The organism is Thioclava sp. F36-6, from assembly GCF_002020305.1.
Classification (GTDB): Bacteria; Pseudomonadota; Alphaproteobacteria; order Rhodobacterales; family Rhodobacteraceae; genus Thioclava; species Thioclava sediminum.
In genome coordinates this window covers 1,083,530-1,109,242 of record NZ_MPZX01000001.1, presented here as the reverse complement: position 1 = coordinate 1,109,242, position 25,713 = coordinate 1,083,530, and the positions used below count along the sequence as shown (strand labels likewise).

Here is a 25,713-nt window from a genome sequence, read left to right as displayed (position 1 = left end):
AACCCCGGCAGAGCACGAACCCGAGGTCAGAGGCCGAACCACGGGGCGGCATGGGACACGATCTCGTCAAGTTCACGGTAACGCGCGCTAAAGCCCAGAGCGTCGCGCGCCCGCGATGGTTCGGCCACCAGTTCCGCCGGATCGCCGGGGCGGCGTGGGGCGTCCTCGAAGGGCACCTTGCGCCCTGTCACCCGCTCGACCGAGGCGATCACCTCGCGGATCGACGCGCCCCGCCCGGTCCCAAGATTGAGCTTCAGACTGTCGCCGCCGCCCCGCAGGTGATCGAGCGCCAGAAGGTGCGCGCGGGCCAGATCGTCGACATGGACATAGTCGCGGATGCAGGTGCCGTCGGGAGTCGGATAATCCGTGCCGAAGACCTTCACCGCAGGGCCCTGCCCCGACGCCGCGCGCAGCACCAGCGGGATCAGGTGGGTCTCTGGGTCATGGCGCTCGCCGATCTCGCCGCTCGGATCTGCGCCGCTCGCGTTGAAATAGCGCAGGGCCGCGAAGCGCAGATCGGTCGCGGCGGCGGCATCCTCCAGCATCCATTCGCAGATGAGCTTGCTGCGGCCATAGGGGTTGATCGGATTTTGCGGCGTGTCTTCGGAGATCGGCAGCGTCTCGGGCGTGCCATAGGTGGCGCAGCTCGACGAGAAGACGATCTTGTCCAGCCCTACCGCCTGCATCGCGCCCAGAAGCGCGGTCATCCCGCCCAGATTGACGTCGTAATAGCGGGTGGGTTCGGCCACGCTCTCCCCGACATAGGCCAGTGCGGCGAAATGGATCACAGCGTCGATCCGGTGCTCCTTGAGCGCCGTCTCGACCAGATCCCGGTCGCGCAGATCGCCCTCGACGAGAGGCCCCCAGCGCACCGCATCGGCATGGCCGCGCGACAGATCGTCGAAGACCACAGGGGCGTGCCCCGCCGCAGCCAGCGCCTTGCAGCAATGCGAGCCTATAAAGCCCGCGCCGCCGGTGACCAGAACCTTCGATGTCACTTACGAGCCCCACCCTTCGCGCAGCATCGCGCCGACGATCTCGGGCGCCAGAACCCCATCACGGCAGGCCATATCGCCCGGCATCGTGCCACAGGCACGCTCCATCGCACGCAGCGTTCCGCGCCCGGCAAACCCGTCGAGCGGGCCGCGATACAGCCCCTTATCGGCAAGGTCTTTCTGGATCATATAGACCGCGAGCCTCGGATTGGCTTTGAACAGATCGCGAGCCTCTGCGGCGTTCATCTTGGCCCGGGCCGGCGCGATCTCTCCTGCGAGCGGCGCGAAATCGGCATCGTGCCGATGCCTCGCGACCCGGATCGTCATCGCGTAATTCTCACGTTCTTCGGGCGTGAACAGATCGCTATGCGCTTCAAGGAAGTCTGCCGCCCCCTTGGGGTCGCGCCGGACGTTATAGGAATTGCCGTCGCGCAGAAGGCCGACCAGATAGCGCGCTGCGGTCTTGTTGCCCGCCTCGGCAGCCTCGCGCAGTTGCGCCACCGCCTGTTTGCCATCGCCGCGCATCGAGATGCCCCAGATGCGGCGCGTGGCGTCGAGCACTTCGATCCGTTCGTTTCCGGCCGCGCGGGCGGCCTTGGCATAGCCGTCGAACTTCGCGCGCGACGCTTTGCCGCCACCGAGATAGCCATACATCGCGCCCTCGGCCAGTGTCGCATAGGCGCCATCGACACCCGCCGCGCCTGCGCGTTCGAGAAACGCCTGCGCTGTCTTCGGATCGCGCTGCGACCACATCAGCGCCTCGCCGTATTTCCACAATCCGGTCGCGTCGCCCGCCTCTGCCGCGGTCTCGAACAGGTCGCGCGCCTTGGCATAATCGCGCGGCAGTCCCGTTCCGTAGAGATAGGCCTCGCCCAAGATCAGCGCCGCTTTCGCATCGCCCTTTGCGATCTGCGTCTCAAGCAGGTCGACCCCGCGCGCAGTGTCGCGTGGCAAAGCCCAGCCGCCGATCAGCTGCTTGCCCAACAGACGGTGCGCATCCCAGTTGCCCGCTTCGACCGCCTGTTCGAGATAGCCTACGGCCCGATCACGATCTGCAGCGACAGGACCGCCCCAGAGGAGCAGGTCACCTGCGGCCAAAGCCGCTTCGGGATCGCCTTGCGCCGCGGCGTCCTCCAACATCGAGAGCCCGGCCTGTGGATCGGGCTTCACATCGCCAGAGCCCCAGACGAGCGCCTGCGCGCGTTCGGTGACGTCGGGCTTCGTTTCGTCCGCGAAGAGCGGTGCGCTGACCGTGCACAAAGCCAGAGCGACCACTCCGAGCGGTTTGGTCCAAATCTTGCGTGACATAGGTCCTCCCTTGGCGGGGCCTACCCGCCGACCAGATAAGGCAAAGCCAGACCCGCAAGCGCGATCGAGACGCCCATCGGGAGCTTTCCCCGTGCGTAACAACTTTTCCAACCCAAACGGGGCCCAAGCCGCGTCGCCACCGGCGCGCTTTGCAGCCCCATCGTCAACGCCGAGCCCGCAAAAAGCGCGACGGAAAAGGCGATCAAAAACTCCCCCATCGCCGCAGAGGGTACGAACAGCATCAGGGCCGCGAGAAATTTCACGTCCCCGCCCCCGAAGGCGCGCAGCACGAAAAAGACGTAGCCGACGAGGAAGGTGATCGCGCCCGCGGCAAGCCGCAGGCTCAGCTCGTGCAGACCCAGGAACGGGGCGCAGAGCGCAAAGAAGCCAAGCGTGATCAACACGATCCTGTTCGGGATGCGCATCTCGCGCAGATCGCTGAGCGCGACCCAGATCAATATCGGGGTCAGCGCCGCCAGCGGCAGGAGTTGCCCGGTCATGCGACCCGTCCGGCTCTGGCGCCGGCGAGCTCGAAAGGCAATTCGGAGACAAGCTGGAAGGTCAGTTCCGCCAGATTGCGCGCGCCGGTTTTGGCGTAGAGATTGCTCAGATGGGTGCGCAGGGTGGATTCCTTGATCCCCAGCTCTGCAAGCATCTGATCGGGCGACTGGCCGTGGCGCAGCAGCAGGCAGACGCGATATTCCGAACGGCTCAGACGCGCCGGGTTATCCGCGCTCAGGATCGGCGAGCCGATGAGCGGCGCGGCCTGCTTGGCGGCCGATTTAAGCAAGGTCTCGGTGAACATGCCCCGGGCGCGGTTGTGCCAGGTGCGGCTCAGCGTATCGCCGAGCGTGGTCAGCACCGCTTGCTGATACTGGCGCAGCTTCTCGGTGAAATGCAGCTCCAACGTATCGACCCAGCGATCGCTGATCTCGAGCGGGATCACGACCATTTCGACGAGGTTGCGCCGGGCCAGTGCCGAAGCGACCGCCTGCGGCACGTCCTCGTCTTGCATCGAGCGATACCAGGTCGAGCCCCGTTTGGCCTTGTCGAGATAATCGCCCAGCAGATCGCCTGCGAAGCTTTGCTCAAGCGGGATCCGGCAGCCGGATCGCGCCCTGTCATGGACCAACGCCCGTGCCGATGCGCCCGCATCCCGCGGATAGCGCGCCAATATGACGGCTTCGGCCCCGATACTGTCGGTCAGATATCTCAACGCCATGCGCAGCGGGTTCGTCCCGTGCAGACACTCACACCACTGTGCAACGGCCCCAATCATGCCCGCTTCGATAGCGCGCTCTTGCCCGGGCGAAGCCCCGGCTGTCCCATAGTCCCGCATGGTCCCCACCATCCCCAGAAACTATTATATGTGGCCCACTTATGTGCGTGACAGCGCGTAGACCATCTCTAAGCGTAACCCCTAAATGCGTAAATTCCTAAGCTAGCCATTTGGACTATATCCACAGCCCCCTGTGGATGATTCGATTGATGCGCTCCGCAATCAAAGGTTGCATATTCGGCATTTAAATCGAGATTTCGGCCTAAAAAATTGTCCGTAAACAATGCCTTGGGAAAAGATCGAATCTGGAAACGATTCGATTTACTGCGCGTAGTTCACGAAATAGCGAATCACCACCGGGCCAACGGCGATCAGGATCAGCGCCGGGAGCATCAACGAGGCCAGAACTCCTGACATCTGCACCGGCAGGCGATTGGCCTTTTCCTGGGCCCGCATCTCGCGAATGCCGCGCAGATCGGCGGCATAGGTGGTCAACGCCTGCGCCATCGAGGCTCCGAAGCGCAGCGACTGGCTCGCGACATTGGCGAAGGCGCGCACGGTCTCGACCCCGGTCCGGTCGGCCATGTCGCGCAGTGCCGCCTCGCGCTCGCGCCCGGCCTGGACCTGACGCTGCACCGAGAGGAACTCGAAGGAAATCTCCGGCGACGTCTCCGCCAGCTCGTTGCCGACACGCGTCATCGCCGCATCGAACCCCATGCCGCTCTCGATCGCGACCTGCATCAGATCGAGCGCGTTCGGGAAGCTCTCTTCGATCCGCAGCCGCCGCTCGCGCATCCGGCTGTTGAGCCACATCAGCGGCAGCAGATAGCCGCCTGCGACGAGCCCGGTCAGGATCTGATAGGTCGCCATGCCGCTTAGGCTGCCGAGACGGGCATCCAGCCCCATCGGCAGGCCGATCTCGGGGCTGCGTGCGGCGAACAGAAGCCCCATGAAAATGCCCGGCAGGCCGATCCCCAGCGCGATCCGGACCAGGGTGAAGCGGCGCAATGCGCTCGCGCCGGAAAGCCCGGCCTGCGCAAGTTTGCGTTCCAGCTTGGAGCGGGTCTGGCGGTCGGCGGGCACGAAGGCCTTCAGGATCTGGCCCGGACGTGCCTCCGGCGCCTTGAGATAGCCATGCTCGGCGCGCCCTCCCGTCTTAGGGCCGCCGATGGCCGCGATGCGCTCGGCGGCGCGGTCGCGCTGGAAGGCGGCCTGAAGCCCGACGATCAGAAGCAGCAGGCCGAAGCCGATCCCAGCGGCCAGAAGCGTCTCGGGCGCGATGCCCATCCGAAGCGCGAAATCCTCGATCCGTGTCATCAACATGGTCTCTCTCCCCGGCTCAGATCCGGAACTGCACCAGACGGCGCAGCACCACGGCGTTCAGGATGATCAGCGTGACGACGATGATCGCCATCGTGCGGAACATCGGGTGATCGGCGACTTCGCCGTAGTAATTGGGTGAAATCAACGATGTGAAGCCGAACATGATGAAGGGCAGCGCGGTCAGGAACCACGCCGAGGCGCGCCCCTCCGCCGAGATCGCGCGGATCTTGCGCCGCATCGAGATCCGGCCCCGCGTCGTCGCCGCCAGCACTTCGAGCACGCGGGCGAGATCGCCGCCCGTGCCGTGCTGAATACCGATGCTGGCCGCGAGATAGTCGGCGTCTTCCAGCCCCACCCGCTCGGCGAATTCCAGCACCGCGTCGGGAAGGTCTTCGCCATAGGTCACCTGATCGAAGATGATGCCGAATTCGGTGCCGATCGGGTCGGGCATCTCCTCGGCCACGGCGCCGATAGACATGTTCAGCGGATGGCCGATCTTCAGACCCCGCGCGAGCATGTCGAGCGCGTCAGGCAGCTGGCTCGTCAGCACTTTCATCCGTTGCGTCGCCCGCGCGCGCAGAACCATGAAGGGCAGCACCAGCCCGATTGTCACAGCCGCAGAGGCCGCCCGCAGCGGGCCGAGCGGAGCAAGCGCCAGCACGAAACTCCCGATCGCAAGCGCGGCGCAGATCAGCAGGAACTTGTCCGGCCCGATCCGGAAGCCCGCGCGATGCAGCAGACGCGGCAGATCGAACCGCTTCGGCAGCCGGGCGATCCAGCCCTTGCGCGGGTTGGGCTTGAGCAGCGCGAGCATCTCCTCGGTGTCGCGCCCCTTCGCGATCATCTTCATCCGGCGGCTTTTCGCCTCACCGCTGGTCTCGGTGCGGTTGAGCAGGTGCAGGCCGCCCGTCAGCGCCAGCAGAACGCCAAGCGCGATGCCGCTATAGGCGATATAGGCGGCGAGGTCCTTTTCGATGATCTCCCACATGGCTCAGTTCCCCCGCATCTTGAAATCGGACGGATCGACCGCGACACCCGCCGCGATCAGGTCTTCGAGGCAGCGCGGGCGCAGGCCGGTGGCGGTGAACTCTCCCTCGATCACGCCATCGGCGGAGGTGCCGGTTTTGCGGAAGGTGAAGATGTCCTGCATCATCACGATATTGCCCTCCTGCCCGGTGATCTCGGAGATCGAGAGCACCCGGCGGCGACCGTCGGACATGCGCGCGATCTGCACGACGATGTCGAGGCCGGAGGCGATCTGCGAGCGGATCGCGTTGAGCGGCATGTCGAGGCCGATCATCGTCACCATCTGCTCGATCCGCCCCAGAGCGTCGCGCGCTGAATTGGCGTGGACGGTGGTCATCGAGCCGTCATGGCCCGTGTTCATCGCCTGCAACATGTCGAAGGCTTCCGAGCCGCGCACCTCGCCGACGATGATCCGGTCGGGACGCATCCGCAGCGCGTTCTTCACCAGATCGCGCTGGATCACCGCGCCCTGCCCGTTCGGATTGGACGCGCGGGTTTCCAGCCGCACCACATGCTCCTGTTGCAGCTGCAATTCGGCGGCGTCCTCGATCGTCACGATCCGCGTGCGCGGGTCGATGGCGGCCGAGATCGCGTTCAGAAGCGTCGTCTTGCCCGAGCCGGTGCCGCCGGAGATCAGGATATTCTTGCGGGCATGCACCAGCCCGTGGAGGAACCGCGACGCAGCCCCCGTCATCATCCCGGTCTCGACGAGCCGCTCCATCGTGTAGGGTTGGCGCGCGAATTTGCGGATCGACAGGCTCGGCCCGTCAATCGCACAGGGCCGGATGATCGCGTTCACGCGGCTGCCGTCTTCGAGCCGCGCATCGACCCAAGGGTTGCTCTCGTCGATCCGGCGCCCCACCCGCGAGACGATCTTGTCGATGATCCGCAGCAAGTGGCGCTCGTCGCGGAAGCGTACCGCCGTGCGCTCGAGGACGCCGTGGCGCTCGACGAAGACGCGGTTGCAGCCATTGACGAGAATGTCGTTGATCGACGGGTCGGCCAGCAGCGGCTCCAGCGGGCCGAGCCCCAGCACCTCGTTGAGAAGCTCGTCGACCAGCGTCTTGAACTCCTCCGCACGTAGCGGCGTCTTCGCGTCGCGCAGCTCTTCGCTCACCAGTGCCGCTACTTCGCGGCGCAGCTCCTCGGGCACGACCTTATCGAGCATCGACAGGTTGAGCCGGTCCAGAAGCGCGTCATGCAGGCGGCTTTTCAGTTCCAGCGCGCGACGCTGCGCGTCTTCGTCGACCTCTGCCACGGGCGGTTTGGGCATAACCTGTTGTGCGGCCATCTCGCGCGCGTCTTTCGGAGGGCTGCCCGCATAGGGTTTGCCGAGCGGGATCACCTTTTCGGTCTCGGTCGGTTTCGACCCGCGATCCGTGAAATTGCGAAACATCTCGTGCTCCCCCTCAATTCGTCCGGGCTGCGCTCTGTGCGAGCCGCCCCTTCGCCAGACCGGCAATCGCTTTCGACAGCGCAGAGCGCCGCCCGATCCGCGCAAGAGGCACGCCGCGATCGGCAGCCTCCTTGGCGGCGCGCGGGTCGTCGGGCAGCCAGTGGCTCAGATCGCGATCGAGCGCCTTCGCCGCCTCCTGCTGCACCCGCGAGCGCATCAGCGGACGGCTTTGATGGTTCACGACCACCTCGATCTCCAGCGCGAGGTTCTCCTCGTGATAGGCGTCGATCAGGCGGCGTGCCTGCTGCAGCGAGGGCACCGCGAGATCGGTCACCAGATACATCAGGGACGCGCGCGCCAGCACCGGCGAGACCCAGTCGATCAGCGCATGCGGCAGATCGACGACGATGTAATCGCAGCGCGCCTGCATCAGCGTGATGAGTTCGGTGACCTGATCGGCCCCGAGCGCACCGAGCGGCGCGAAAGCGGCGGGGGCGCAAAGTACTTCCAGCCCGTCTTTCGAATACTGGAGCGACTGATCGAGGAAGGTCTCGTCCGGCACCGCGCCGCTGCGCGCCATGTCGTAGAGCGCCGGGCTCGGATCGAGATCGAGAAAGCCCGCGACCATGCCGAATTGCAGATCGAGGTCGATCAACCCGACGCGGCGCGGCACCTGGCCTTTCTTCACCCCTTGGGCCGCCAGTTGATGGGCGAGATTCACCGCCAGCATCGTGGCTCCGATCCCGCCGCGGCTGCGCGCGACCGCGATCACCTGGCCCTCTTCGTCGGGCGCTCGCGCGTGTGTCAGGCGCTCGGCCTCGGCGGAAAAGGTCAGCCGGCGCTTGGCGGGCGCGGCAAGGTCGCGCGCGCTCGGCTCGGGCACCAGGAATATCGGTTTGGTTCTACGGGTCATTTCATGTCTCCCCTTGCTTTAGCTTCCCGCGCCCTGCGCGAGGTCCTCGCCCGGCATCGACGTGCTCATGCTCGGGAAGGCGATTTCTGCATCAAGATTTTCATCGGCAGCGCCGGTCACGAGCCCCACCAGCGCGCCCAGCGGCGTCGCGAATTGGAAGCTCACATTCTGCAATTCGACGGTGACCATCGGCACATAGGGCCCGCCGAGAAATCCAAGCTCGGAATCGTAGGAATAGCTGAAGGACAGGTTCGCAGCGGTCGAGCCGTTGGGCAGCGCAGGGGCGACGATCGGCCAGATCTCGGCCACCGTCGCATTGGTCGTCGCGCCCGAGCAGCTCACCGTGGCGGGCGCCGCGCAGACCCAGCTCTTTGCGCTGCAATTCGTGCCGAATTGCGGCTCGGTCTCGTCTTTCGGCGTCACGCCGCGCTCGTTCGTCTCCGGCACGCCGGCACATGCCGCCGGACGCACCACTGCCAGCCGCGCCGCGACCTGCAACCCGCGCTGCATATTCACGTAGTGAAAGGCCAGACGCCCGAAATCCAGCAGCCCGAAGAACACCAGAAGGTAGAGGCCGAAGACCAGCGTGAACTCGACGAGGGTCGCGCCCTCCTCGTCGCGCAGGAAACGGCGCAGCCCGCGCGCGTGATATGCGAGAGGCCCGGTCATGAGCCGAAGACCCGGTTCTGGTCGGCGATCGTCGTGGTGACGGTGCCGAGGGTCGACGGTGTGATGAGGGTGAAGAGACCGGCGAAGGGGAAGGTGATCGTGACATTCGCCGCCACTTCGACGATCGGCGCATCGCCGAAACGGTAGCTGCCTTCGATGCAGTCGAGGCTCGGCTCGACCGTCGTGACGGTGATCCCGCCCCCCAGAACGCTGCCGCCGGTGATCGCGTTGCCGACGATATTCGCGAGCGTCGCCGCCTGATCATCGACGCTGCCGCCGGTTTCGCAGACGCTGCGCGGGGTGATCCGGGCGAGGTAACGGCTCGAGTCGCGCACGCCGCCGATCACCGTCTGATAGGCAAGAAACATCCGCCCGCTCTCGATGATCGCCGCGAAGAGGATGAGCATCAGCGGAAGCACCAGCGCGAATTCCACCAGCTGCGCGCCCTCATCGTCGCGCCAGATCCGGCGCGGGGCGCGGAGGCGATATGCGCGAAACCACCGCATCGCGCTCACCGGTAAAGCTGGACGACGTCGCGGACCATGCCGCCCGTGCCCAGTTCCTCTTGGTCACCATTGCTGGCGGACCCGATCACTTCGCCCCAGATATCCATCGTCGGCGGGCTCGATCCGTCCTCGCCCACCGGTTCGGTCAGGAAGACTTTGACGAATTCCTTGACCGGCACCTTCGTCGCCGCGCCCTTGATCACGGTACCCGTCTCCGCGCTGCAATCGATGCCCGCGACGATCAGCACGCGGCGGTCGGCATTGGGGGCGGCCGCGGGCGCGCAGCTCGGCAGGCCCGTCTCGGCGCGCCCGGATAGAATGTCGCCGCCAGCCGCCGCCGCGATCTCGGCAAGATAGAGATCGTACCGGGTTTCGGCATCCGCGAAGGGATCCGTGGCGCCTTCTGCCGTGATGTCGATCCCGTAATTCTTCTGCATGTAGGTGATGCGGCCCTGCGACCAGTCGCCATCGCCGAAGCGACCGCAGGGCTCAGCGGCCCCCTCCATGAAGCAATCGTCACGCGGCAGGCCGACCGTGTCGGGCGAAAGCTCTTCATTTTCTTTGATGCAGGTGTTTTTTCCGCCGCCATTCGACGTCGTGCCATCCTTCCCGCTCGGATTGGCGGCGACGATCCCCTTGATGACATTCGGCGCGGGCGCGTAATCGGGATCGTTGCTCAGCCCGTTCATGATCGACTGATACATGTCGAAGCGCACGTTGAAGATCGCCGCGTTGCGCCCTTCCTTCTGGCCCGGCTCGAGATCGACGCCACGCTGGTTGAAGCATTGAGTGATCTTGCTGACGGCGCCGAGCAGGCAGGCGTCGAGCTGCGCGCCGGATTTCTTGGCGCAAGGCCCTTCGTCATCGATTTTCGCGCCGTTCGGATCGAGGAACCCGAAATCGCCCGGCCCCCAAGCGGCGTCGCCGCCCCCGCCCGAGCGCAGCAGGATCATCTGTCCGATATCCTTTTCCGCATCGAAGCCCGGCGGCACACAGAACATCAAGGGCGTCACGTCACAGGCCAGGATTTCGAGCCCCGCCACCGCCTGCGCCGTGGCCGAGCCGTCGAACGCGTCATAGCCGCCCATCGTCGTGAAAGCGGCTGCGAAAACGCCCGGAACTTCGCGCTCATCGACATCGACCCGCACGAAGGCGGCCTTCGCCGGATCGGTCGTGACCGCGTTTGTCGCGTCGCTATCGCTGTCCGGCAGGGCGCTGAGATAGGTCAGGGTCACATCGTTCGCAGCCCCCAGCACCTGCGAGCCAGTCGCGAAAGTCTGGCTGTCGACGATGAGTTGAGCGGCCGCATTGGCGCGGGTGATCGCGTCGGAATTGCCGTCAAGTTCGCCCGCAGCCGCCAGCGCCACCGAGTCCGCGAAGGATTGCAGTTCCGAGCGGGTGCTGCCGAGCCGGCCCAGATCGAAGGAGAGCGCGACCAGACCGAGCACCACCACGAGGCTCGCCCCGAAGAAGACGAGGATCGTCCCGTCTTCCTCTCGGGCGAAACGCCGGATGCTGTTCTGGATGCGCCCCATCGACCCCGAGCCTCACTTGACCGTCGTATGGGTCACTTCCGTGCCGCGCCGGATCGTCACCGTGCGCACGGGCGTGGGTTCGAGCTTGTTCGCGGACCGCTCGCTGAGAATATCGGCCAAGCCGATCGAGGGCAGCGGATCGCTCTCGGCCTCGTCGAGCGTGCGCAGCGTCAGGCTGAGCGTGCCCGCCTTCTGCGCCAGCGCGAGGCGTTGGCCCTGATCGGGCGAGACCTCAACGGTGACAGTGCGCGCCACGCCGGGGGTTTTCACCTTCTCATCGGCTTCCTGATCCACCCCGATGACGCGAACGTCCTGAAGGATCGTCACGGTCTTGAGCGACTCGTTCTTGCCGCGGGTCATCATGACGTCGACGCGGTCGCCCGGCGTCACGAAGCCGCCGACGCCGCTCGAGGCGTTGACCTCGATCGCCATGGCCCGGCTGTTCGGGCCGAGGGTTTGAACGATGGTGACTTTCTCGCCGTAGTTCGAGACCTTGGAGGCGAGGATCAGCTCGCCCTGCGCGATCTCGGCACGGGCGCGGCGCGGCTCTCCCCCCGTTTTGGGCAGAAGGGCCGCGTAATCGGTAAAGACACCCGGCGGCAGCGCCTCTTTCGGCCAGGAGATCGAAGTCAGCTTCTGCGCCTCGATGGTCTGGCCGAAGGGAATGTTCTGTGCAGCGGCGAGCACCTCGACGAGCCCTTCGCGCTCGGCGGCGAGGTCACGTTTGTATTTCGCCTCGAAGAAATCGCGCGCCAGGTAAGCCGAGCCACCTGCCACGGCGAGTCCTGCAGTGAAGGTCAGCAAAGATGCGATACGCATGGCGCTCTCCGTTTCATGAAATGAGTTGAGTGGCTCAGGGCAACGCGGTGACGGTTGCCCTGAGCGAAAGCCGAGACATTAGTTGCCGTAGCCAGCCGGGGTCTGCCCCATGATGGTCGCGGCGCCAGCCATCTCGGTGTAAACGCCGGTGCCGACGGTCGTGTAGATCGTGGCGCCGATGCCAACGGCCACCGCCAGCGCGATTCCGTATTCGACGACAGTGACGCCCTCTTCGTCGGACTTCAGACGGCGCAGCGAAGCAAATTTGAACAGTTTCATGGTCTTTCTCCGTTTCTGAAATGCCGGCCCACCCCGGCGTTTAAATCTGGCCCCGTGTCCCCTGTTGAGCCGGGCAGCCAAGATTCAGATTGCGAGCGTTTTGACGCCGCGGCATCGGTTCAGCGTCGCGAAATAACAATCAAGAGTTGTATTTCTTGTCAGAGATGCCGAAATCTGGACGCCAGATACGCCGTTTGATTGCCGAAGCATGCAACTGGGGCGCCGCCGCGACTCAGTACGCGGGGCGCGATTTTTGTCTTGTTTCGGAGGTTTGGCGCATAAGGACGAACGGCGCCGTTCAGGACGCCACACCGTTCGAGCTACAGGCCGAGTACGGAGAAGGAGACAGAAGAGGCGGCGGGGCATTCGACAGCCCCGAAGCGGGACTGCCGTTTTCGCAAGATGTGAGAGCGGCCCGCGTAGACGCTCAACCCTCAGCCGGGCAGCGCGTCCACGAGTTGGGTGAAGTGATCGCCGCGTTTTTCGAAATTCGGATATTGGTCGAAGCTCGCGGCCGCAGGCGCCAAAAGCACCGTGTCGCCCTCTTCGGCGTCGCGGGCGCAGGCGGCGACGGCGGCTTCCATCGTTTCGCAAATCTCATGCTCGACCGCCAGTTCCAGCGCGAAATCGCGCGCGGAATGGCCGATGAAATAGGCCTTCTTCACCGCACCGAGATGCTCGGACAGCGAGGCCACCCCGCCCTCCTTGCCCAGACCGCCCGCGATCCAGCGGATGTTCGGGAAGGCCTCGAGCGCCTTCGCGGCGCTGTCGGTGTTCGTTGCCTTGGAGTCGTTGACCCAGCGCACCCCACGCTTCTCGGCGACGGTCTGGCTGCGATGCGGAAGCCCGGCGAAAGAATGGAACGCCTGTTCGATTACGCGCGGCGCAATTCCCAGCGCGCGCACGGCGGCGTAGGCCGCGCAGGCGTTCTGGTGGTTATGCGCACCGGGCAGCCCGGTCACATCACGCAGGTCGATCGAGGCCACCTGCTTGCCCTTGCGCCATTCGCTGAGGAACCCTTTGCGCGCGTAGACCGACCAGCCCCAATCCCCGAGCTTGCGCGCCGAGGACACGCGAATCAGCCTGTCATCGTTGCGGCCCATCATGATCTGATTGGCGAGATAGACGCCCTCGGGCTCGTCGACGCCGATCACCGCGCGGTCCGGGCCACCTTCCGCGAAGAGACGACGCTTGGCCGCGAAATAGCCGCCCATGCCTGCGTGGCGATCCAAATGGTCCGGCGAGAGATTAGTGAAGACCGCGATGTCCGGCGTCAGCGCGCGCGCCAGATCGGTCTGATAGGAAGACAGCTCCAGCACCACCACTTCGCCATTCTCGGCGGGTTCCAGATCGAGCACGCCGCGCCCGATATTTCCCGCCATCTGCGTCGGGCGCCCGGCCTCTTCCAGAATGTGATGGATCAGCGCCGTCGTCGTGGATTTCCCGTTCGAGCCGGTGACGCAGATCGTGCGCGGCGCTTGATCGTAGCGCATGAAATCATCGGTCGCCCAGGAGGCGAAAAACAGGCCGATATCGTTATCGACGGGTACGCCCGCCTCCATCGCCGCCGAAATCACCTGGTTGGGCTTGGGGTAGAGATGCGGAATGCCGGGGGAGACGATCAGCGCTGCGACCTCCTCGAAAGCGCCGTGGCGCGTCAGGTCGCGGCAGCTATAACCCGCTTCCTCGGCGCGGGCGCGGCCTTCGGGACTGTCATCCCAGCACAGCGGCTCGGCCCCGCCTGCGCGCAGCGCGGCCGCCGTCGCCAGACCCGAGCGCCCGAGCCCGAGCACCGCCACCTTCTGTCCGTCAAAGCCCTGCACCGGGATCATGGGTCTCTCCTGTCGCCTCGCGCAAGGGCAGCGGGAGCCGCCTCGCGTCTTCGTCGTTCTATCACGTCGTTCTATCGCGGGGGCCAGCCCCCGTACCCCCGGGATATTTGAACCAATACGAAGGGGAAAGGGGGAACGCAGCGCGCAAGTCGCCGGACATGCAAAAACGGCGCGCACGGAGGGGAGGAACCGTGCGCGCCGCAAAGGGTCTTCAAGCGAAGATCGTTAGATTACGACTTCTGGTCTTGCTGCTTTTCGAGCGTCGAGAGAATGTCCGACAGGCTCGCATTCAGCGTCAGCTTGCCCGAGCCGACTTCCGAGGCCGGAACGGTGATCTTGAACATCGAAACGGTCGTGTCGAGCGTGTCGTCGGTGCGGACATAGACTTCGTCGCTGTCGCCCATGTTCATGACTTTCTCGATCGTACCGATTGCAGCGCCGTCCGAGGACACGACTGCATCGTTAACGCCGGTCTGGACCTTGTTGCCGACGATGCCAGCATCTTTGTTCAGCTGGTTCTCGGCGGGAATCGACTCTTCGCCATTCGAGGTCTGGTCGGTCATGGCAGCGCCGACCTTTTCGTCTGCGACGCCAGCGGTGTTGTTGACATCACCGCCCGAGGTGACGTTGACCGCGGGTGCGGTGCCGTCGGAGTTCTGGTCATTCGGAACGATCTGCATCTTGTAGTCGACCAAGCCATACTGGCCGTTCTCGGACGAGCCGCCCTGAGTAACGCCATCTGCGGCGCTTGCGATGGTGCCAAGCGAGAGCGTGGCAGCGAGAGCGGTCGTCGACAGAATAATGTTGAACTTGCGGGTCATCGGGTTCTCCTCGTTAAAACTTTTACGACGTCTCGCGTCGCGGTTCGGGGAGACAACCAGTGGATTTCGCTTTGGTTCGCTCAAATAAAGTTGACGTAAACCAAGGGCGCCGCGGTGGAACCACGACGCCCTTCTGCGACTTCGCGCGCACCCGCATACGCGCTAAATAAGAGGTATACGGGAAGGAATTCTCAGCGGATTTTCAGCGTCGCCAGACCGATCAGCGCGAGGATCAGCGAGATGATCCAGAAGCGGATGACGATCTGGGGCTCCGACCAGCCCTTCTTTTCGAAATGGTGGTGGATCGGAGCCATCAGGAACACCCGTTTCCCGGTGCGCTTGAAATACGCGACCTGGATGATCACCGACAGCGCCTCGACCACGAAGAGGCCGCCGACGATGCCGAGGACAATCTCGTGCTGGGTGCAGACCGCAATGGCGCCGATCGCGCCGCCAAGCGCGAGGCTGCCCGTGTCGCCCATGAACACCGCAGCCGGCGGGGCGTTATACCACAGGAAGCCCAGACCGCCGCCCATCAGCGCCGCGGTGAAGATCACCAGCTCGCCGGAGCCGGGCACGAATTGCACGCCCAGATATTCGGTGAAGTCGGTGCGGCCCACGACATAGGCGATGGCGCCCAGCGTGCCCGCGGCGATCATCACCGGCATGATCGCGAGCCCGTCGAGCCCGTCGGTGAGGTTCACCGCATTGGCCGCGCCGACGATCACGATCATCGCGAAGGGAATGTAGAAATAGCCGAGGTTCAGCACGAGATCCTTGAAGAACGGGATCGACAGCCGCCCTTCCAGATCGGACGGGTGCAGATACCACGTCAGCAAAGACGCGAGAAGCGCGAGCAGGAAACCGAGCGCAAGCCGCGCCTTGCTGCTGACGCCTTTGGTGTTTTGCTTCGACACCTTGGCGTAGTCATCGGCGAACCCGATCGCGGCATAGCCATAGGTGACCATCAGCACGACCCAGATATAGCCGTTGTCGAGCCGCGCCCAGAGAAGCGTCGACACCAGCAATGCCGTCAGGATCAGGATGCCGCCCATGGTGGGCGTCCCGGCCTTGGAGATATGCCCCTCCGGCCCGTCGTCGCGGATCGGCTGCCCCTTGCCTTGCGTGCGGCGCAGGATGCCGATCAGCCAGGGGCCGAAGATGAACCCCACCAGAAGCGCCGTGAAGAAGGCCCCGCCCGCGCGGAAGGTGATGTAGCGGAACAGGTTGAAGACGCCCCCGCCATCCGAGAGGTCAGTCAGCCAATACAACATTAGTCTTTTCCCTTATGGGCCTCGGCCGCGCCGGGCTGGCCGAGTTTTTTCAATACGCTCACGACGACGCTCACCTTGGAGCCTTTGGATCCTTTGACCAGAACGACGTCGCCGGGGTCGATCAGGTGGCGGGCGCGCTCTGCCAGCTTGTCCGCCTTTTCATACCATTCGCCGCGTTTGGCGCGCGGAAGCGCTTCGCGCAGCGCCGCCATGCGCGGTCCCGCGAGATGCACGAGGTCGATCTTCGCCATGGCGGGGTGATCGGCAATGGCCGCGTGCAGCGCCGCCTCGTCGTCGCCCAGCTCCAGCATGTCGCCGAGGATCGCGATGCGGCGCCCTTTCGCGGTGCGCCCCACCCCGTCGCGCGGCTTGGCGCCTGCCAGAACCTCGAGAGCTGCCGACATCGAGGCCGGGTTCGCGTTGAACGCGTCGTCGAAGAGATCGAAGCTCTCGGCCTCGTCCACCACATCCATATAGACCCGCTCGCGCTGGCCGCGCCCGGCGGGGGGCTGCCAGTTGCCCAGATCCATCGCGGCGATGGTCGGATCGCAGCCCGCGGCTTCGGCCAGGGCCAGCACGCCGAGCGCGTTATTCGCGAAATGCCGCCCCGGGGTCATCACCTTGAACAGGATCTGCGTGCCATGGTGATCGGCCTGAACCACGGTCGCGTCGCCCGCGATGCGGGCGTCGATCAGACGGTAATCCGAGCCCGGCTCGGGACCGAAGCTGACCATGGTTCCGGCCTGCTGGGCGGCCTTGCGCAGAATGTCGGAAACCTCAAGACCGGACGGCACGATCGCGATGCCGCCGTCGATGAGCCCCTCGAAGATCGATGCTTTCTCATGCGCGATGCCCTCGATGCTGTCGAAAGCGGCCAGATGGGCCGGCGCGACGGTGGTGATCATCGCAGCATGGGGCTGCGCCATTTTCGCCAGTGGCGCGATCTCGCCCGGGTTGCTCATGCCTATCTCGATCACGGCAAAATCGGCATCCTGCGGCAGGCGCGCCAGCGTGATCGGGACGCCCCAGTGATTGTTGAAGCTCGCCTCGGCGGCGTGAACCGTGCCTTGGGCGGAGAGGACGGCGCGCAGCATCTCTTTGCTCGACGTCTTGCCGACGGAACCGGTCACGGCGAGCACGCGGGCCCGCGCCCTCGCGCGCCCTGCCCGGCCCAAAGCCTCCAGGCCTGCGAGGACGTCATCCACGATCAGCAGCGGATCGTCCTTCGTGCAGCCCTCGGGGATGCGGCTGACCAACGCTGCCGCTGCGCCCTTGTCGAGGGCCTGACGCACGAAGTCATGGCCGTCGCGCACATCCTTGAGCGCCACGAAAAGATCGCCGGGGTGGATCGTCCGGGTGTCGATGGAAATCCCGGTCGCTGCGAAGGGTTGCGTGGCTTCGCCACCGGTCGCGGCGGCCGCGTCGCTCGAGGTCCAGAGAACGGCCATCAGATTTTTCCGTCCAGCGCGGCGACGGCGACCGAGGCCTGCTCGGCATCGTCGAACGGATAGGTGTCAGAGCCGATGATCTGACCGCTCTCGTGGCCTTTGCCCATCACCAAGAGCGCATCGCCCGGCTGCAGCAGATCGACGCCGCGCAGGATCGCCTCGGCACGGTCGCCCACTTCCATCGCCTTGGGCGCGCCTTCCAACACGGCGGCCCGGATCGTCGCGGGATCTTCCGAGCGCGGGTTGTCGTCGGTGACGATGACGATATCGGCGTTCTCGGCGGCGGCCTGCCCCATCAGCGGGCGCTTGGTCGCGTCACGATCGCCGCCCGCGCCGACGATGGCGATCAGGCGGCCCATCACATGCGGGCGCAGCGCCTTGAGCGCGGTCTGCACCGCGTCGGGCGTATGGGCGTAGTCGACGAAAACCGTCGCGCCATTGTCGCGGGTGGCGGCGAGTTGCATCCGCCCGCGCACGGTGGAGAGCTTCGGCAGCGTCGCGAAGACGTCCTCGGGGTCGGCACCACAGGCGATGGCGAGCGCCGCCGCCGTGAGCACGTTCATCGCCTGGAACCCGCCGATCAGCGGCAGGCGGGTCATCTGCGTCCAGCCTTCCCACGAGAAGCGCACATCCTGCCCGGTCGCGTCAAATCGCTGGCCAAGGATCTGCATTTCGCATTGCTCGGTATGGCCGATGCCGATCAGTTCCTGACCGCGCGCGGTGATGTAGCGCGCCAGTTCCTCGCCCTTGGGATCGTCGAGATTGATCACCGCCGCCCCGTCTTCGGGCAGAACGCGGGTGAAGAGCCCGGCCTTGGCGGCAAAATACTCCTCGAAGCTCGCATGATAATCGAGGTGATCTTGCGTGAAATTCGTAAACGCGGCCGCCGAGAGCGTCACGCCATCCAGCCGGCGCTGCGCCAGCCCGTGGGACGAGGCCTCCATCGCGGCATGGGTCACGCCGACGGCCGCCATATCCGAGAGCAAGCGATGCAAGGTGATCGGCTCGGGCGTAGTATGCGGCGACGGGGCGGAATAGCTGCCTTCCACGCCGGTCGTGCCGATATTCGCGGCCTCGAACCCCATGAGCTGCCAGATCTGGCGGGTGAAGGTGGCCACCGAGGTCTTGCCGTTGGTGCCGGTCACCGCGATCAGGGTCTCGGGCTGGCGCTCGAACCACAGCGCCGCCGCGAAGGCCAGCGCCTGACGCGGGTCTTGCGTGATGACGATGGCGGTGTCGGTGCCTTCAAGCGCCTCGCGCGCGGCCTTCTCGCCCGCGCGATCGGTCAGAACGGCGGCCGCCCCCATGCGCAATGCGTAAGGGATAAACTCGGCCCCGTGGATCTGCGTGCCCGGCAGAGCCGCAAAAAGATGGCCCGGCTTGACCTGCCGACTGTCGACCGACAGCCCCGAGATCGCGCAGTCTGCGCCTTGCAGCGGCGTCAGCCCCAATTCGCTCAGCATTTTGGTGCCCGCAGCCATCGTATCCGTCCTTCATTCAGCTTGCCGCACTTATCCGGCGGCGCGTCTGCGAGGTCAAGGCGACAGGCCCTGCCCCCGGTCTCTTTGCGCGAGTTCATGCGCGTGGCGCGAGACCCGCTGACAGCCCGGAAAAGGTCAGTCTTTCTTGACGAGGCTGATGCCGTCGAGCGTGTCGGGCGTGGTCGGTTCGGGGCGCAGGCCCAGAAGCGGCGCGACACGGCGGATCGTCTCGGCCGCGACCGGCACGGCGGTCCAGCCTGCGGTGCGACGCGGCGTGTCGCCGGAGGTGTCCGTCGGCTCGTCCAGCGTGAGAACCAGCACATATTCGGGATTGGTCACCGGGAAGACGCCCGCGAAGGTCGAGATCACCTTCTTGTCGTAATAGCCGCCCTGCGGATCGGGCTTGTCGGCGGTGCCGGTCTTGCCCGCGACCTGATAGCCCGCGACATTGCCGTAGCTCGCCGTACCGCGCGTCACCACGGCGCGCATCATCGCCAGCGCCTTGCGGGCCACCGCCGGAGACACGACCTGCGCGCCTTCGGGGGCCCCGAATTCCTGCTTATGCGGCTTGCGCGGACCGCCGTTGGCGATCAGCGTCGGCAGCACGCGCCGCCCGTCATTGGCGATCGTCGCATAGGCCGTTGCGAGCTGCAGCGGGCTGTCGGAAAGACCGTGGCCGTAGCCGATGGTCATCGCAGAAAGCTCCGACCAGTTCTTCGGCAGAATCGGGCGGCCCGTCGGCGCCTCGATCAGCTCCACCGGCGAGGGCTCCAGAAGGCCCAGCTTGCCGAGGAATTCGCGCTGCTTCTCGGGGCCGATCTTCTGGACGATCCGCGCAGTGCCGATATTCGAGCTGTGCACGATCACATCCGTGACCGACAACTGCTTGCCGTAATTGTGGAAATCGTGGATGCGGAACTTGCCCCAGCGCAGCGGGCCCTTGGTGTCGATCATCGTCTCGGGTGTGACCAGACCGTCCTGCATCGCCTGAGACACAGCGAAAATCTTGAAGGTGGAGCCCAGCTCATACATCCCCTGAACCGCGCGGTTGAACAGCGGGCTGTCGGAGGGATCGCCTTTCAGAAGCGGCGCAGGGCGGTCGTTGGGGTCGAAATCGGGCAGACTCGCCATGGCGACGATCTCGCCGGTCTGAACCTTCATCAGCACCGCCGTCGCGCCCTTGGCATTCATCAGCTTCATGCCGCCCGAGAGCACGTCTTCGAGCGCGGACTGCACGGTCAGGTCCAGCGAGAGCTTCAGCGGCTGCCCACCATTGGCCGGATCGCGCAGCCACTTGTCATATTCCTTCTCGATCCCGGCCACGCCGAGGATCTCGGCCGAGTTCACGCCCTCCGTGCCGTAGCGCGCGCCGCCAAGAATATGCGAGGCGAGATGGCCGTTGGGATAAAGCCGCATCTCGCGCGGACCAAACAGAAGGCCGGGATCGCCGATATCATGGACCGCCTGCATCTGCTCGGGGCTGATGCGGCGCTTGATCCAGACGAATTTGCGATGACCGGTGAAATCCTTCTTCAGCCGGTCGCGGTCGAGATCGGGGAAGATCTTCACCAGCTTGTCCACGGTGCCCAGCGGGTCGATCATCATCGGCGGCTGCGCATAGAGCGAGTGGGTCAGCAGGTTGGTCGCGAGCACCCTGCCCTTGCGGTCGACGATGTCGGCGCGTTGGGCGTGGATCTGCTCGGTCGTGGAATCGGTCTGCGGCTCTTCGGGGCGCGCGGCGGCGAAGGAGCCCATGCGCAGCCCCACCGTCAGGAAGGCCGCGAGGAAGATCACCGACATGACCAGCAGGCGGCCTTCGGCGCTTTGACGCGCTTTGTCGCGGGTGGCCTCGCCGCGCAGACGGCGGTTCTCGCGTTCGATCGCGTCGGGGTTTTCGCCTTTTTCGCGGGCGTCGAGAATACGGGCAAGCGGACGAAGGGGCGTGCGCATCAGTTCCCTCCCTCAGGATCGGCCTTGACCTCGATCGGGTCGGACAGGCCGGACAAATCGGCGTTCGACGCGTCGGCATCATCAGCCTGCGGCGTCGGATAGGCGATCTGCGCCACGGTCCCGAACTGCTCGGGCGTCATCGGCAGGAGACGCAGCGAGGTGAAGTTGAGATTGACCAGTTCGCGCAGGCGCTGCGGGCGGTTGAGATAGGCCCATTCGGCGTTGAGCACGGACAGCCCCTCGTTGAGCGAGGCGATTTCGCGGTTGAGGTCGCGCAGCTCGTCGATCCGGTCCTGCGTGTCGTAGTTGACGTGATAGGCCCAGAAGGCGAGCGCGAGGACACAGGCGGAGGCGGCAAGATAGGCAAGCAGTCTCAACGGCGTTTCCCCTTCTTTTCCCCGGTGACGAGCTTCGGAAGTCCCAATTGCGTGCGATCGGCCTTGCCGGCGGGCGCCTCGGTGCGCCGTCCCACCCGAAGCCGGGCCGAACGTGCGCGCGGGTTTTCCGCCAGTTCCTCTTCGTCGGGCCCGTCGCCCTTCACGGTAATCTCAAAAGCGGGATCAAGGGTTTGCTGAACCGGTGCGTGGCGCGAACCGCCCCCGCCCGTCGACGAGCGCGCCGCAAAGAAGCGCTTCACCACCCGGTCTTCGAGGGAATGGAAGCTGACCACGGCCAAAAGCCCGCCGGGTTTCAGCGCGCGCTCGGCGGCTTCCAGCCCCTCGATGAGCTGGCCGAATTCATCGTTCACCGCGATGCGCAGCCCCTGGAAGCTACGCGTGGCGGGATGGCTCTGCCCCGGTTTCGGGCGCGGCAGACAGCGCTCGATCACTTTGACCAGCTGCTGCGTGGTCTCGAAAGGCTGGGTCTTGCGTGCTTCGACAATAGCCTTGGCGATCCGGCGCGAGGCGCGCTCTTCGCCATATTGGTACAGGATATCCGCGAGTTCGGCCTCGTCCGTCTCGTTCACAAGATCGGCCGCCGAGGGCCCTTCCTGCGACATCCGCATGTCGAGCGGCCCGTCGCGCATGAAGGAAAAGCCGCGATCCGCCTGATCGAGCTGCATGGAAGAAACGCCGAGATCCAGCACCACCCCATCGAGCAATTCGTCGCTATAGGTATCGAGTTCGGAGAAGGTGCCTTCGACCAGTTCCAACCGGTCGCCATACTCGCCGCGCCACGCTTCGGCCATCTCGAACACCGCCGGGTCGCGATCGACGCCGATTACCTTGTCGGCGCCCGCCTCCAGCAATCCGCGCGCATAGCCGCCCGCGCCGAAGGTTCCGTCAAGCCAGGTCCCAGAGACAGGCGCGACCGCCCGAAGGAGCGGCCGCAGCAATACCGGGACGTGGGGGGCGTCTGGCAGGGCGTCCCGATCCGTCATGGCTCACCCCTGCGACAATAGGCTGAGCGGGTCGAAATCTTCGCCCTGCTCCTCGATCCACTGATCGATATTGGCTTCATCGGCAGCGGCGAAGGTCTCGGGGTTCCAGATCTCGAAAGTCTCCCCCACGCCGGAGAAATAGGCTTCCTTGTCGAGACCGATCTTCGTGCGCAAAGCCGCCGGGAGAACCAGGCGACCATCGGGATCGACTTCGGTCGGGTGCGATTTGGACAAAACCATCCGCTGCAGGATCGTGCGCTGCTTCGAGCCGCGCGGCAGCGCCGCGATATCGGCGGCCAGCGCCTCGAAGGCGGCCTGCGTGTAGATCTGGAGCATTTTCTGGGTGTCGGCGCCGTAGACGATGACCATGCGGGGGCGATCTTTGTTCGGGCGCTCGGGGTCGCCCTCTTCCAGCTCACGACGAAACAGTGCGGGGATCGACACGCGACCCTTACTGTCCACCTTGAAGGTGTATTCGCCTATGAACATGCCCGCCAAAGCGCGCTCCTATCACCTGTCCCGCCGGGCGGGGCCCGAAATGAAAACAGCGGATTGGGCTGCTGCCACTGCCCAATCCGCCGCCCTCGTTCCCATTACTGGGTATGTCCGACTGCACGCGCCACCTGGGGGGATGGGGATATCTGCTCGCTCGCGCGCCGGATCTCTTTGTTTTCGTGAAGCGATGGCCTGTATGAAACCTGCATTTCGCCGTGAGGTCTTAGTGCCTCTATTTGTCTTCGCTTCCGATGAATTAGGGATGCCATGGGAATTCATGGCACGCAAGAAAAAAGTTGCCGAATACTGGGCACATGTTGTTCGCGAAGAGACTCCATTACCAGGTGTTGTGCCGAAATAAGACCACAGATAGCGCAGTTCTCGCGGTAATTTACTATATATGGTAGAAAAACCGGGGCCGTCAGAGCTTCCCGTAAAATCCCAAAAAATTTCACCCAATGCGGAACCTGTGGTTTTTGAGCCGCAATTTGAACCCGCGACACCACTGATTTCAGCGTTCACCACAGGGTGATTTTGCGCGAGGACGCGTGAAGCGCGCGTGATTCCGCCCAGTATCACGGCGAATCTCCGCTCACATGCCTTCTACGCTCCCGTGAAGTTCCATGAAAGGTGCCATGATTTCCCATAACGCCCCTGTGACCAGAAAAAAGGCGCCCGGATCGGGCGCCTTTCCAAATGTGACCTTGGTCCCGAGGTCAGATCAGATCGCGGTCGACCAGCCCCTGCGCAAGAGCGGCATAGCCCTCAGCCGCCGGCCCCTCGCCCGCCGCAACCGGGGTGCCCGCATCGCCGGCGAGCCGCACATCCAGATCGACCGGCAGCGCACCGAGGAAGGGCAGCCCGAGCGCCTTGGCTTCCGCAGCGACCCCGCCATGCCCGAAGAGATGCGCCTCGTTACCGCAATTGGGACAGACATAAGAAGACATGTTCTCGACGAGCCCGTGGATCGGGGTTTTCAGCCGCTGGAACATGTCGATCGCCTTCTTCGCATCGAGCAGCGCGACGTCCTGGGGGGTCGAGACGATGATCGCCCCGTCCAGCTCGGTTTTCTGGCAAAGCGTGAGCTGCACATCCCCTGTCCCCGGCGGCAGATCGATCAAAAGCACGTCGAGCGGGCCGTATTCGTCCCATTTCACCTGGAACAGCATCTGCTGCATCGCTCCCATCAGCATCGGGCCGCGCCAGATAACCGCCTCGCTCTCTTTGAGCATGAGGCCGACCGACATCAGCGTGACGCCATGCGCCTGCAGCGGCAGGATCGTCTGGCCGTCCGGCGAGGCCGGCCGCTTGCTCGCACCCATCATGCGCGGCAGCGAGGGACCATAGATATCCGCATCGAGCAGACCGACCTTCTTGCCCGCGCGAGTCAGCGCCACAGCGAGGTTCGACGCGACGGTGGATTTGCCCACGCCACCCTTGCCGGACCCGACAGCGATGATCTTCTTCACGCCCGGCACTTTTTGCGGGCCTTGCTGGGGCTTGGGATGGCCGCCGATCGCGGGGCCGCGCTGTTGCGATTGCTGAGCGGTGCCGCCAAGACCGCGCGGCGCGCCCGCGGGCACGACCACCGTCACGCTCGTCACCTCGGGAAGCGCCTTGATCGCCGCTTCCAGCGTGGGGCGCATCGCTTCCAGTTCGGGCTGCGGCGCGCCTTCGAGCACGAAGCGCACCACGCCGTCTTGCACCGCAAGCGCGCGCACGAGATCGCGGCTGATCGCGGTCCCGCCGCCCGGCACTTCTACCGATTGCAACGTCGCAAGAACCGTTTCCTTGCTCAGAGCCATGCAGATTCCTCCATTCCCGGGTCCGTCATCGGCCCGACTGCTCGTGATTTGGCCGGAACTGTGGCGTTTTTGCCGCGCAGTTCAAGTCGGGAACTGCCCAAATGGTCAGGAATCCCCCAAACGCCCCAAGGCAAGCGCACATATCTTGCGTCTGCGTCTCGAAAATGGGTCAGAATCATTCATGCATTTTCTGCATGGCGGCAATGAGGCTTCCCGGCATTGTGCAGTCGCAGCATTAGCGCCATCTTTAGCCCAACGACGGAACACGAAGTAACGAATTCGGGCCGACAAGCTGGAACCGGCAGCGGCCCTCGCAAGTAGATAGATGAGGCTAAAACGATGGCACTCGTACAAGACATCCAACTGAACGAAGGCGGCTTCGCCGCGCTGAAATCGAAACTGACCGAAGCCCTGGCCCGCCGCAAGGTGTATCGCCAGACGCTCAACGAACTGCGCTCGCTCAACAGCCGCGAGCTGAACGACCTCGGGCTGCACAGTTCGATGATCACCCGCGTGGCCTACGAGGCCGCATACGGCAAGTAATTCGCTTCCCGAGCCCCTCTCCTCCTCCCTGGGGCTCAGGACTGCGGCGGCGCTCTCTCTCCTCCTCCCTGAGAGCGCCGCCACACCAAACATACCGGCCCCAAGCGGCGCGACGCCGCGATGCCGGATCCGAGCTGCCCGGATCTCTCTCTCCTCCTCCCTGAGAGATCCGCGCCGAGCAGGCGGCGACCTCTCTCCTCCTCCCTGAGGTCGCCGCCTACCACCGGCGGAAAGCTGCGACAGGCTGTCGCATGCTGCAGTGCAGCACTTGATATCCGGGCCGACAGGCCCAAACTGATACGAAAGGCCCTCTCCTCCTCCCTGGGCCGATCGTTTCGGCGGCACTCTCCTCCTCCTCCCTGAGAGTGCCGCCACAAAATACCGAGGGTCCTCTCCTCCTCCCTGGACCCGAGGGTGTGACGCCGCTTCCTCCTCCTCCCTGAAGCGGTGTCGACAGTGCCGAAGGGTCTCTCTCCTCCTCCCTGAGACCTGACGGCAGAAAAGAGACGGCGGCGCCCCTCCTCCTCCCTGGGCGCCGCCGTTTTCTTTTACTCTTTCCCAAGCTGATCTGTCGGAGGGGCTCCGCCCCGCACGCTTCGCGTGCCCCTGGGATATTTCTGCCAAGAAGAACGGCA

General features: G+C 64.9%; 25 protein-coding genes. 2 read left to right on the top strand and 23 right to left on the bottom strand.

What is annotated here, in order from left to right:
* Window positions 1–26 precede the first annotated feature (26 nt).
* The 22 genes from galE to mraZ form a co-directional block, all read right to left on the bottom strand.
* On the bottom strand, window positions 27–998 hold the full coding sequence (galE, locus tag BMI88_RS05075) for a UDP-glucose 4-epimerase GalE (protein WP_078546568.1): 972 nt from the start codon (window positions 996–998) through the stop codon (window positions 27–29).
* A complete protein-coding gene (locus BMI88_RS05070) occupies window positions 999–2,303 on the bottom strand; it encodes a tetratricopeptide repeat protein (RefSeq protein WP_078546566.1) in 1,305 nt (434 codons plus the stop codon).
* Window positions 2,304–2,323: 20 nt separating this feature from the next.
* Window positions 2,324–2,803 carry a prepilin peptidase gene (locus BMI88_RS05065; RefSeq protein ID WP_078546564.1) on the bottom strand — a complete coding sequence of 160 codons (480 nt, stop codon included), beginning with the start codon at window positions 2,801–2,803 and terminating at the stop codon, window positions 2,324–2,326.
* A complete protein-coding gene (locus BMI88_RS05060) occupies window positions 2,800–3,525 on the bottom strand; it encodes a helix-turn-helix transcriptional regulator (RefSeq protein WP_168173942.1) in 726 nt (241 codons plus the stop codon). The genes BMI88_RS05065 and BMI88_RS05060 overlap by 4 nt, the downstream gene beginning before the upstream one ends.
* A 378-nt stretch (window positions 3,526–3,903) precedes the next feature.
* Window positions 3,904–4,905: a type II secretion system F family protein gene (locus BMI88_RS05055; RefSeq protein WP_143593837.1), complete on the bottom strand. Its 1,002-nt coding sequence runs from the start codon at window positions 4,903–4,905 to the stop codon at window positions 3,904–3,906.
* A 16-nt stretch (window positions 4,906–4,921) separates the two neighbouring features.
* Window positions 4,922–5,893, bottom strand: a complete 972-nt coding sequence (locus BMI88_RS05050) for a type II secretion system F family protein (protein ID WP_078546560.1) — start codon at window positions 5,891–5,893, stop codon at window positions 4,922–4,924.
* A gap of 3 nt (window positions 5,894–5,896) precedes the next feature.
* Window positions 5,897–7,327: a CpaF family protein gene (locus BMI88_RS05045; protein ID WP_078546558.1), complete on the bottom strand. Its 1,431-nt coding sequence runs from the start codon at window positions 7,325–7,327 to the stop codon at window positions 5,897–5,899.
* Between the two features lie 13 nt (window positions 7,328–7,340).
* Window positions 7,341–8,240 (bottom strand): hypothetical protein, encoded by a 900-nt coding sequence (locus tag BMI88_RS05040; protein WP_078546556.1) that lies wholly within the window; start codon window positions 8,238–8,240, stop codon window positions 7,341–7,343.
* Window positions 8,241–8,258: 18 nt separating this feature from the next.
* Window positions 8,259–8,909 (bottom strand): TadE/TadG family type IV pilus assembly protein, encoded by a 651-nt coding sequence (locus BMI88_RS05035; RefSeq protein ID WP_078546554.1) that lies wholly within the window; start codon window positions 8,907–8,909, stop codon window positions 8,259–8,261.
* Window positions 8,906–9,415 (bottom strand): TadE/TadG family type IV pilus assembly protein, encoded by a 510-nt coding sequence (locus BMI88_RS05030; protein WP_078546552.1) that lies wholly within the window; start codon window positions 9,413–9,415, stop codon window positions 8,906–8,908. The genes BMI88_RS05035 and BMI88_RS05030 overlap by 4 nt, the downstream gene beginning before the upstream one ends.
* Window positions 9,416–9,420: 5 nt before the next feature.
* Complete coding sequence (locus BMI88_RS05025; RefSeq protein ID WP_078546550.1) at window positions 9,421–10,950, bottom strand: pilus assembly protein TadG-related protein; 1,530 nt, start codon at window positions 10,948–10,950, stop codon at window positions 9,421–9,423.
* Window positions 10,951–10,962: 12 nt separating this feature from the next.
* The gene (gene cpaB / locus BMI88_RS05020; RefSeq protein ID WP_078519463.1) at window positions 10,963–11,769 is read right to left on the bottom strand and encodes a Flp pilus assembly protein CpaB; all 807 of its coding nucleotides are present in this window, start codon (window positions 11,767–11,769) and stop codon (window positions 10,963–10,965) included.
* Window positions 11,770–11,847: 78 nt separating this feature from the next.
* Entirely contained in the window at window positions 11,848–12,048 is a 201-nt protein-coding gene (locus BMI88_RS05015) for a hypothetical protein (protein ID WP_078546548.1), read from the bottom strand.
* A gap of 434 nt (window positions 12,049–12,482) precedes the next feature.
* Window positions 12,483–13,880, bottom strand: a complete 1,398-nt coding sequence (gene murD, locus BMI88_RS05010; RefSeq protein WP_078546546.1) for a UDP-N-acetylmuramoyl-L-alanine--D-glutamate ligase — start codon at window positions 13,878–13,880, stop codon at window positions 12,483–12,485.
* Window positions 13,881–14,110: 230 nt separating this feature from the next.
* Window positions 14,111–14,701 (bottom strand): hypothetical protein, encoded by a 591-nt coding sequence (locus BMI88_RS05005; protein WP_078546544.1) that lies wholly within the window; start codon window positions 14,699–14,701, stop codon window positions 14,111–14,113.
* Between the two features lie 191 nt (window positions 14,702–14,892).
* Complete coding sequence (gene mraY / locus BMI88_RS05000) at window positions 14,893–15,975, bottom strand: phospho-N-acetylmuramoyl-pentapeptide-transferase (protein ID WP_078519467.1); 1,083 nt, start codon at window positions 15,973–15,975, stop codon at window positions 14,893–14,895.
* Window positions 15,975–17,423, bottom strand: coding sequence for a UDP-N-acetylmuramoyl-tripeptide--D-alanyl-D-alanine ligase (murF, locus tag BMI88_RS04995; RefSeq protein WP_078546542.1), 1,449 nt, complete (start codon window positions 17,421–17,423; stop codon window positions 15,975–15,977). The genes mraY and murF overlap by 1 nt, the downstream gene beginning before the upstream one ends.
* Window positions 17,423–18,904 (bottom strand): UDP-N-acetylmuramoyl-L-alanyl-D-glutamate--2,6-diaminopimelate ligase, encoded by a 1,482-nt coding sequence (locus tag BMI88_RS04990; RefSeq protein ID WP_078546540.1) that lies wholly within the window; start codon window positions 18,902–18,904, stop codon window positions 17,423–17,425. The genes murF and BMI88_RS04990 overlap by 1 nt, the downstream gene beginning before the upstream one ends.
* Window positions 18,905–19,039: 135 nt before the next feature.
* Window positions 19,040–20,854 carry a penicillin-binding protein 2 gene (locus tag BMI88_RS04985; protein ID WP_246831822.1) on the bottom strand — a complete coding sequence of 605 codons (1,815 nt, stop codon included), beginning with the start codon at window positions 20,852–20,854 and terminating at the stop codon, window positions 19,040–19,042.
* Window positions 20,854–21,231 (bottom strand): cell division protein FtsL, encoded by a 378-nt coding sequence (locus tag BMI88_RS04980; protein ID WP_078519471.1) that lies wholly within the window; start codon window positions 21,229–21,231, stop codon window positions 20,854–20,856. Before BMI88_RS04980 ends, BMI88_RS04985 begins: the two co-directional genes overlap by 1 nt.
* On the bottom strand, window positions 21,228–22,235 hold the full coding sequence (rsmH, locus tag BMI88_RS04975; RefSeq protein ID WP_078546536.1) for a 16S rRNA (cytosine(1402)-N(4))-methyltransferase RsmH: 1,008 nt from the start codon (window positions 22,233–22,235) through the stop codon (window positions 21,228–21,230). Before rsmH ends, BMI88_RS04980 begins: the two co-directional genes overlap by 4 nt.
* 3 nt (window positions 22,236–22,238) lie before the next feature.
* Entirely contained in the window at window positions 22,239–22,724 is a 486-nt protein-coding gene (gene mraZ / locus BMI88_RS04970; RefSeq protein ID WP_078520010.1) for a division/cell wall cluster transcriptional repressor MraZ, read from the bottom strand.
* 49 nt (window positions 22,725–22,773) lie between these two features.
* On the opposite strand from mraZ, the gene BMI88_RS19465 reads away from it, so the two are divergent.
* Window positions 22,774–23,091 (top strand): hypothetical protein, encoded by a 318-nt coding sequence (locus BMI88_RS19465; RefSeq protein WP_146673473.1) that lies wholly within the window; start codon window positions 22,774–22,776, stop codon window positions 23,089–23,091.
* A 355-nt stretch (window positions 23,092–23,446) separates the two neighbouring features.
* Here BMI88_RS19465 and BMI88_RS04965 read toward each other — a convergent pair whose 3' ends face one another.
* A complete protein-coding gene (locus tag BMI88_RS04965; protein WP_078546534.1) occupies window positions 23,447–24,535 on the bottom strand; it encodes an Mrp/NBP35 family ATP-binding protein in 1,089 nt (362 codons plus the stop codon).
* Window positions 24,536–24,874: 339 nt separating this feature from the next.
* On the opposite strand from BMI88_RS04965, the gene BMI88_RS04960 reads away from it, so the two are divergent.
* Window positions 24,875–25,078: a DUF1127 domain-containing protein gene (locus tag BMI88_RS04960; RefSeq protein WP_078519474.1), complete on the top strand. Its 204-nt coding sequence runs from the start codon at window positions 24,875–24,877 to the stop codon at window positions 25,076–25,078.
* The last annotated feature ends 635 nt before the right edge of the window (window positions 25,079–25,713 follow it).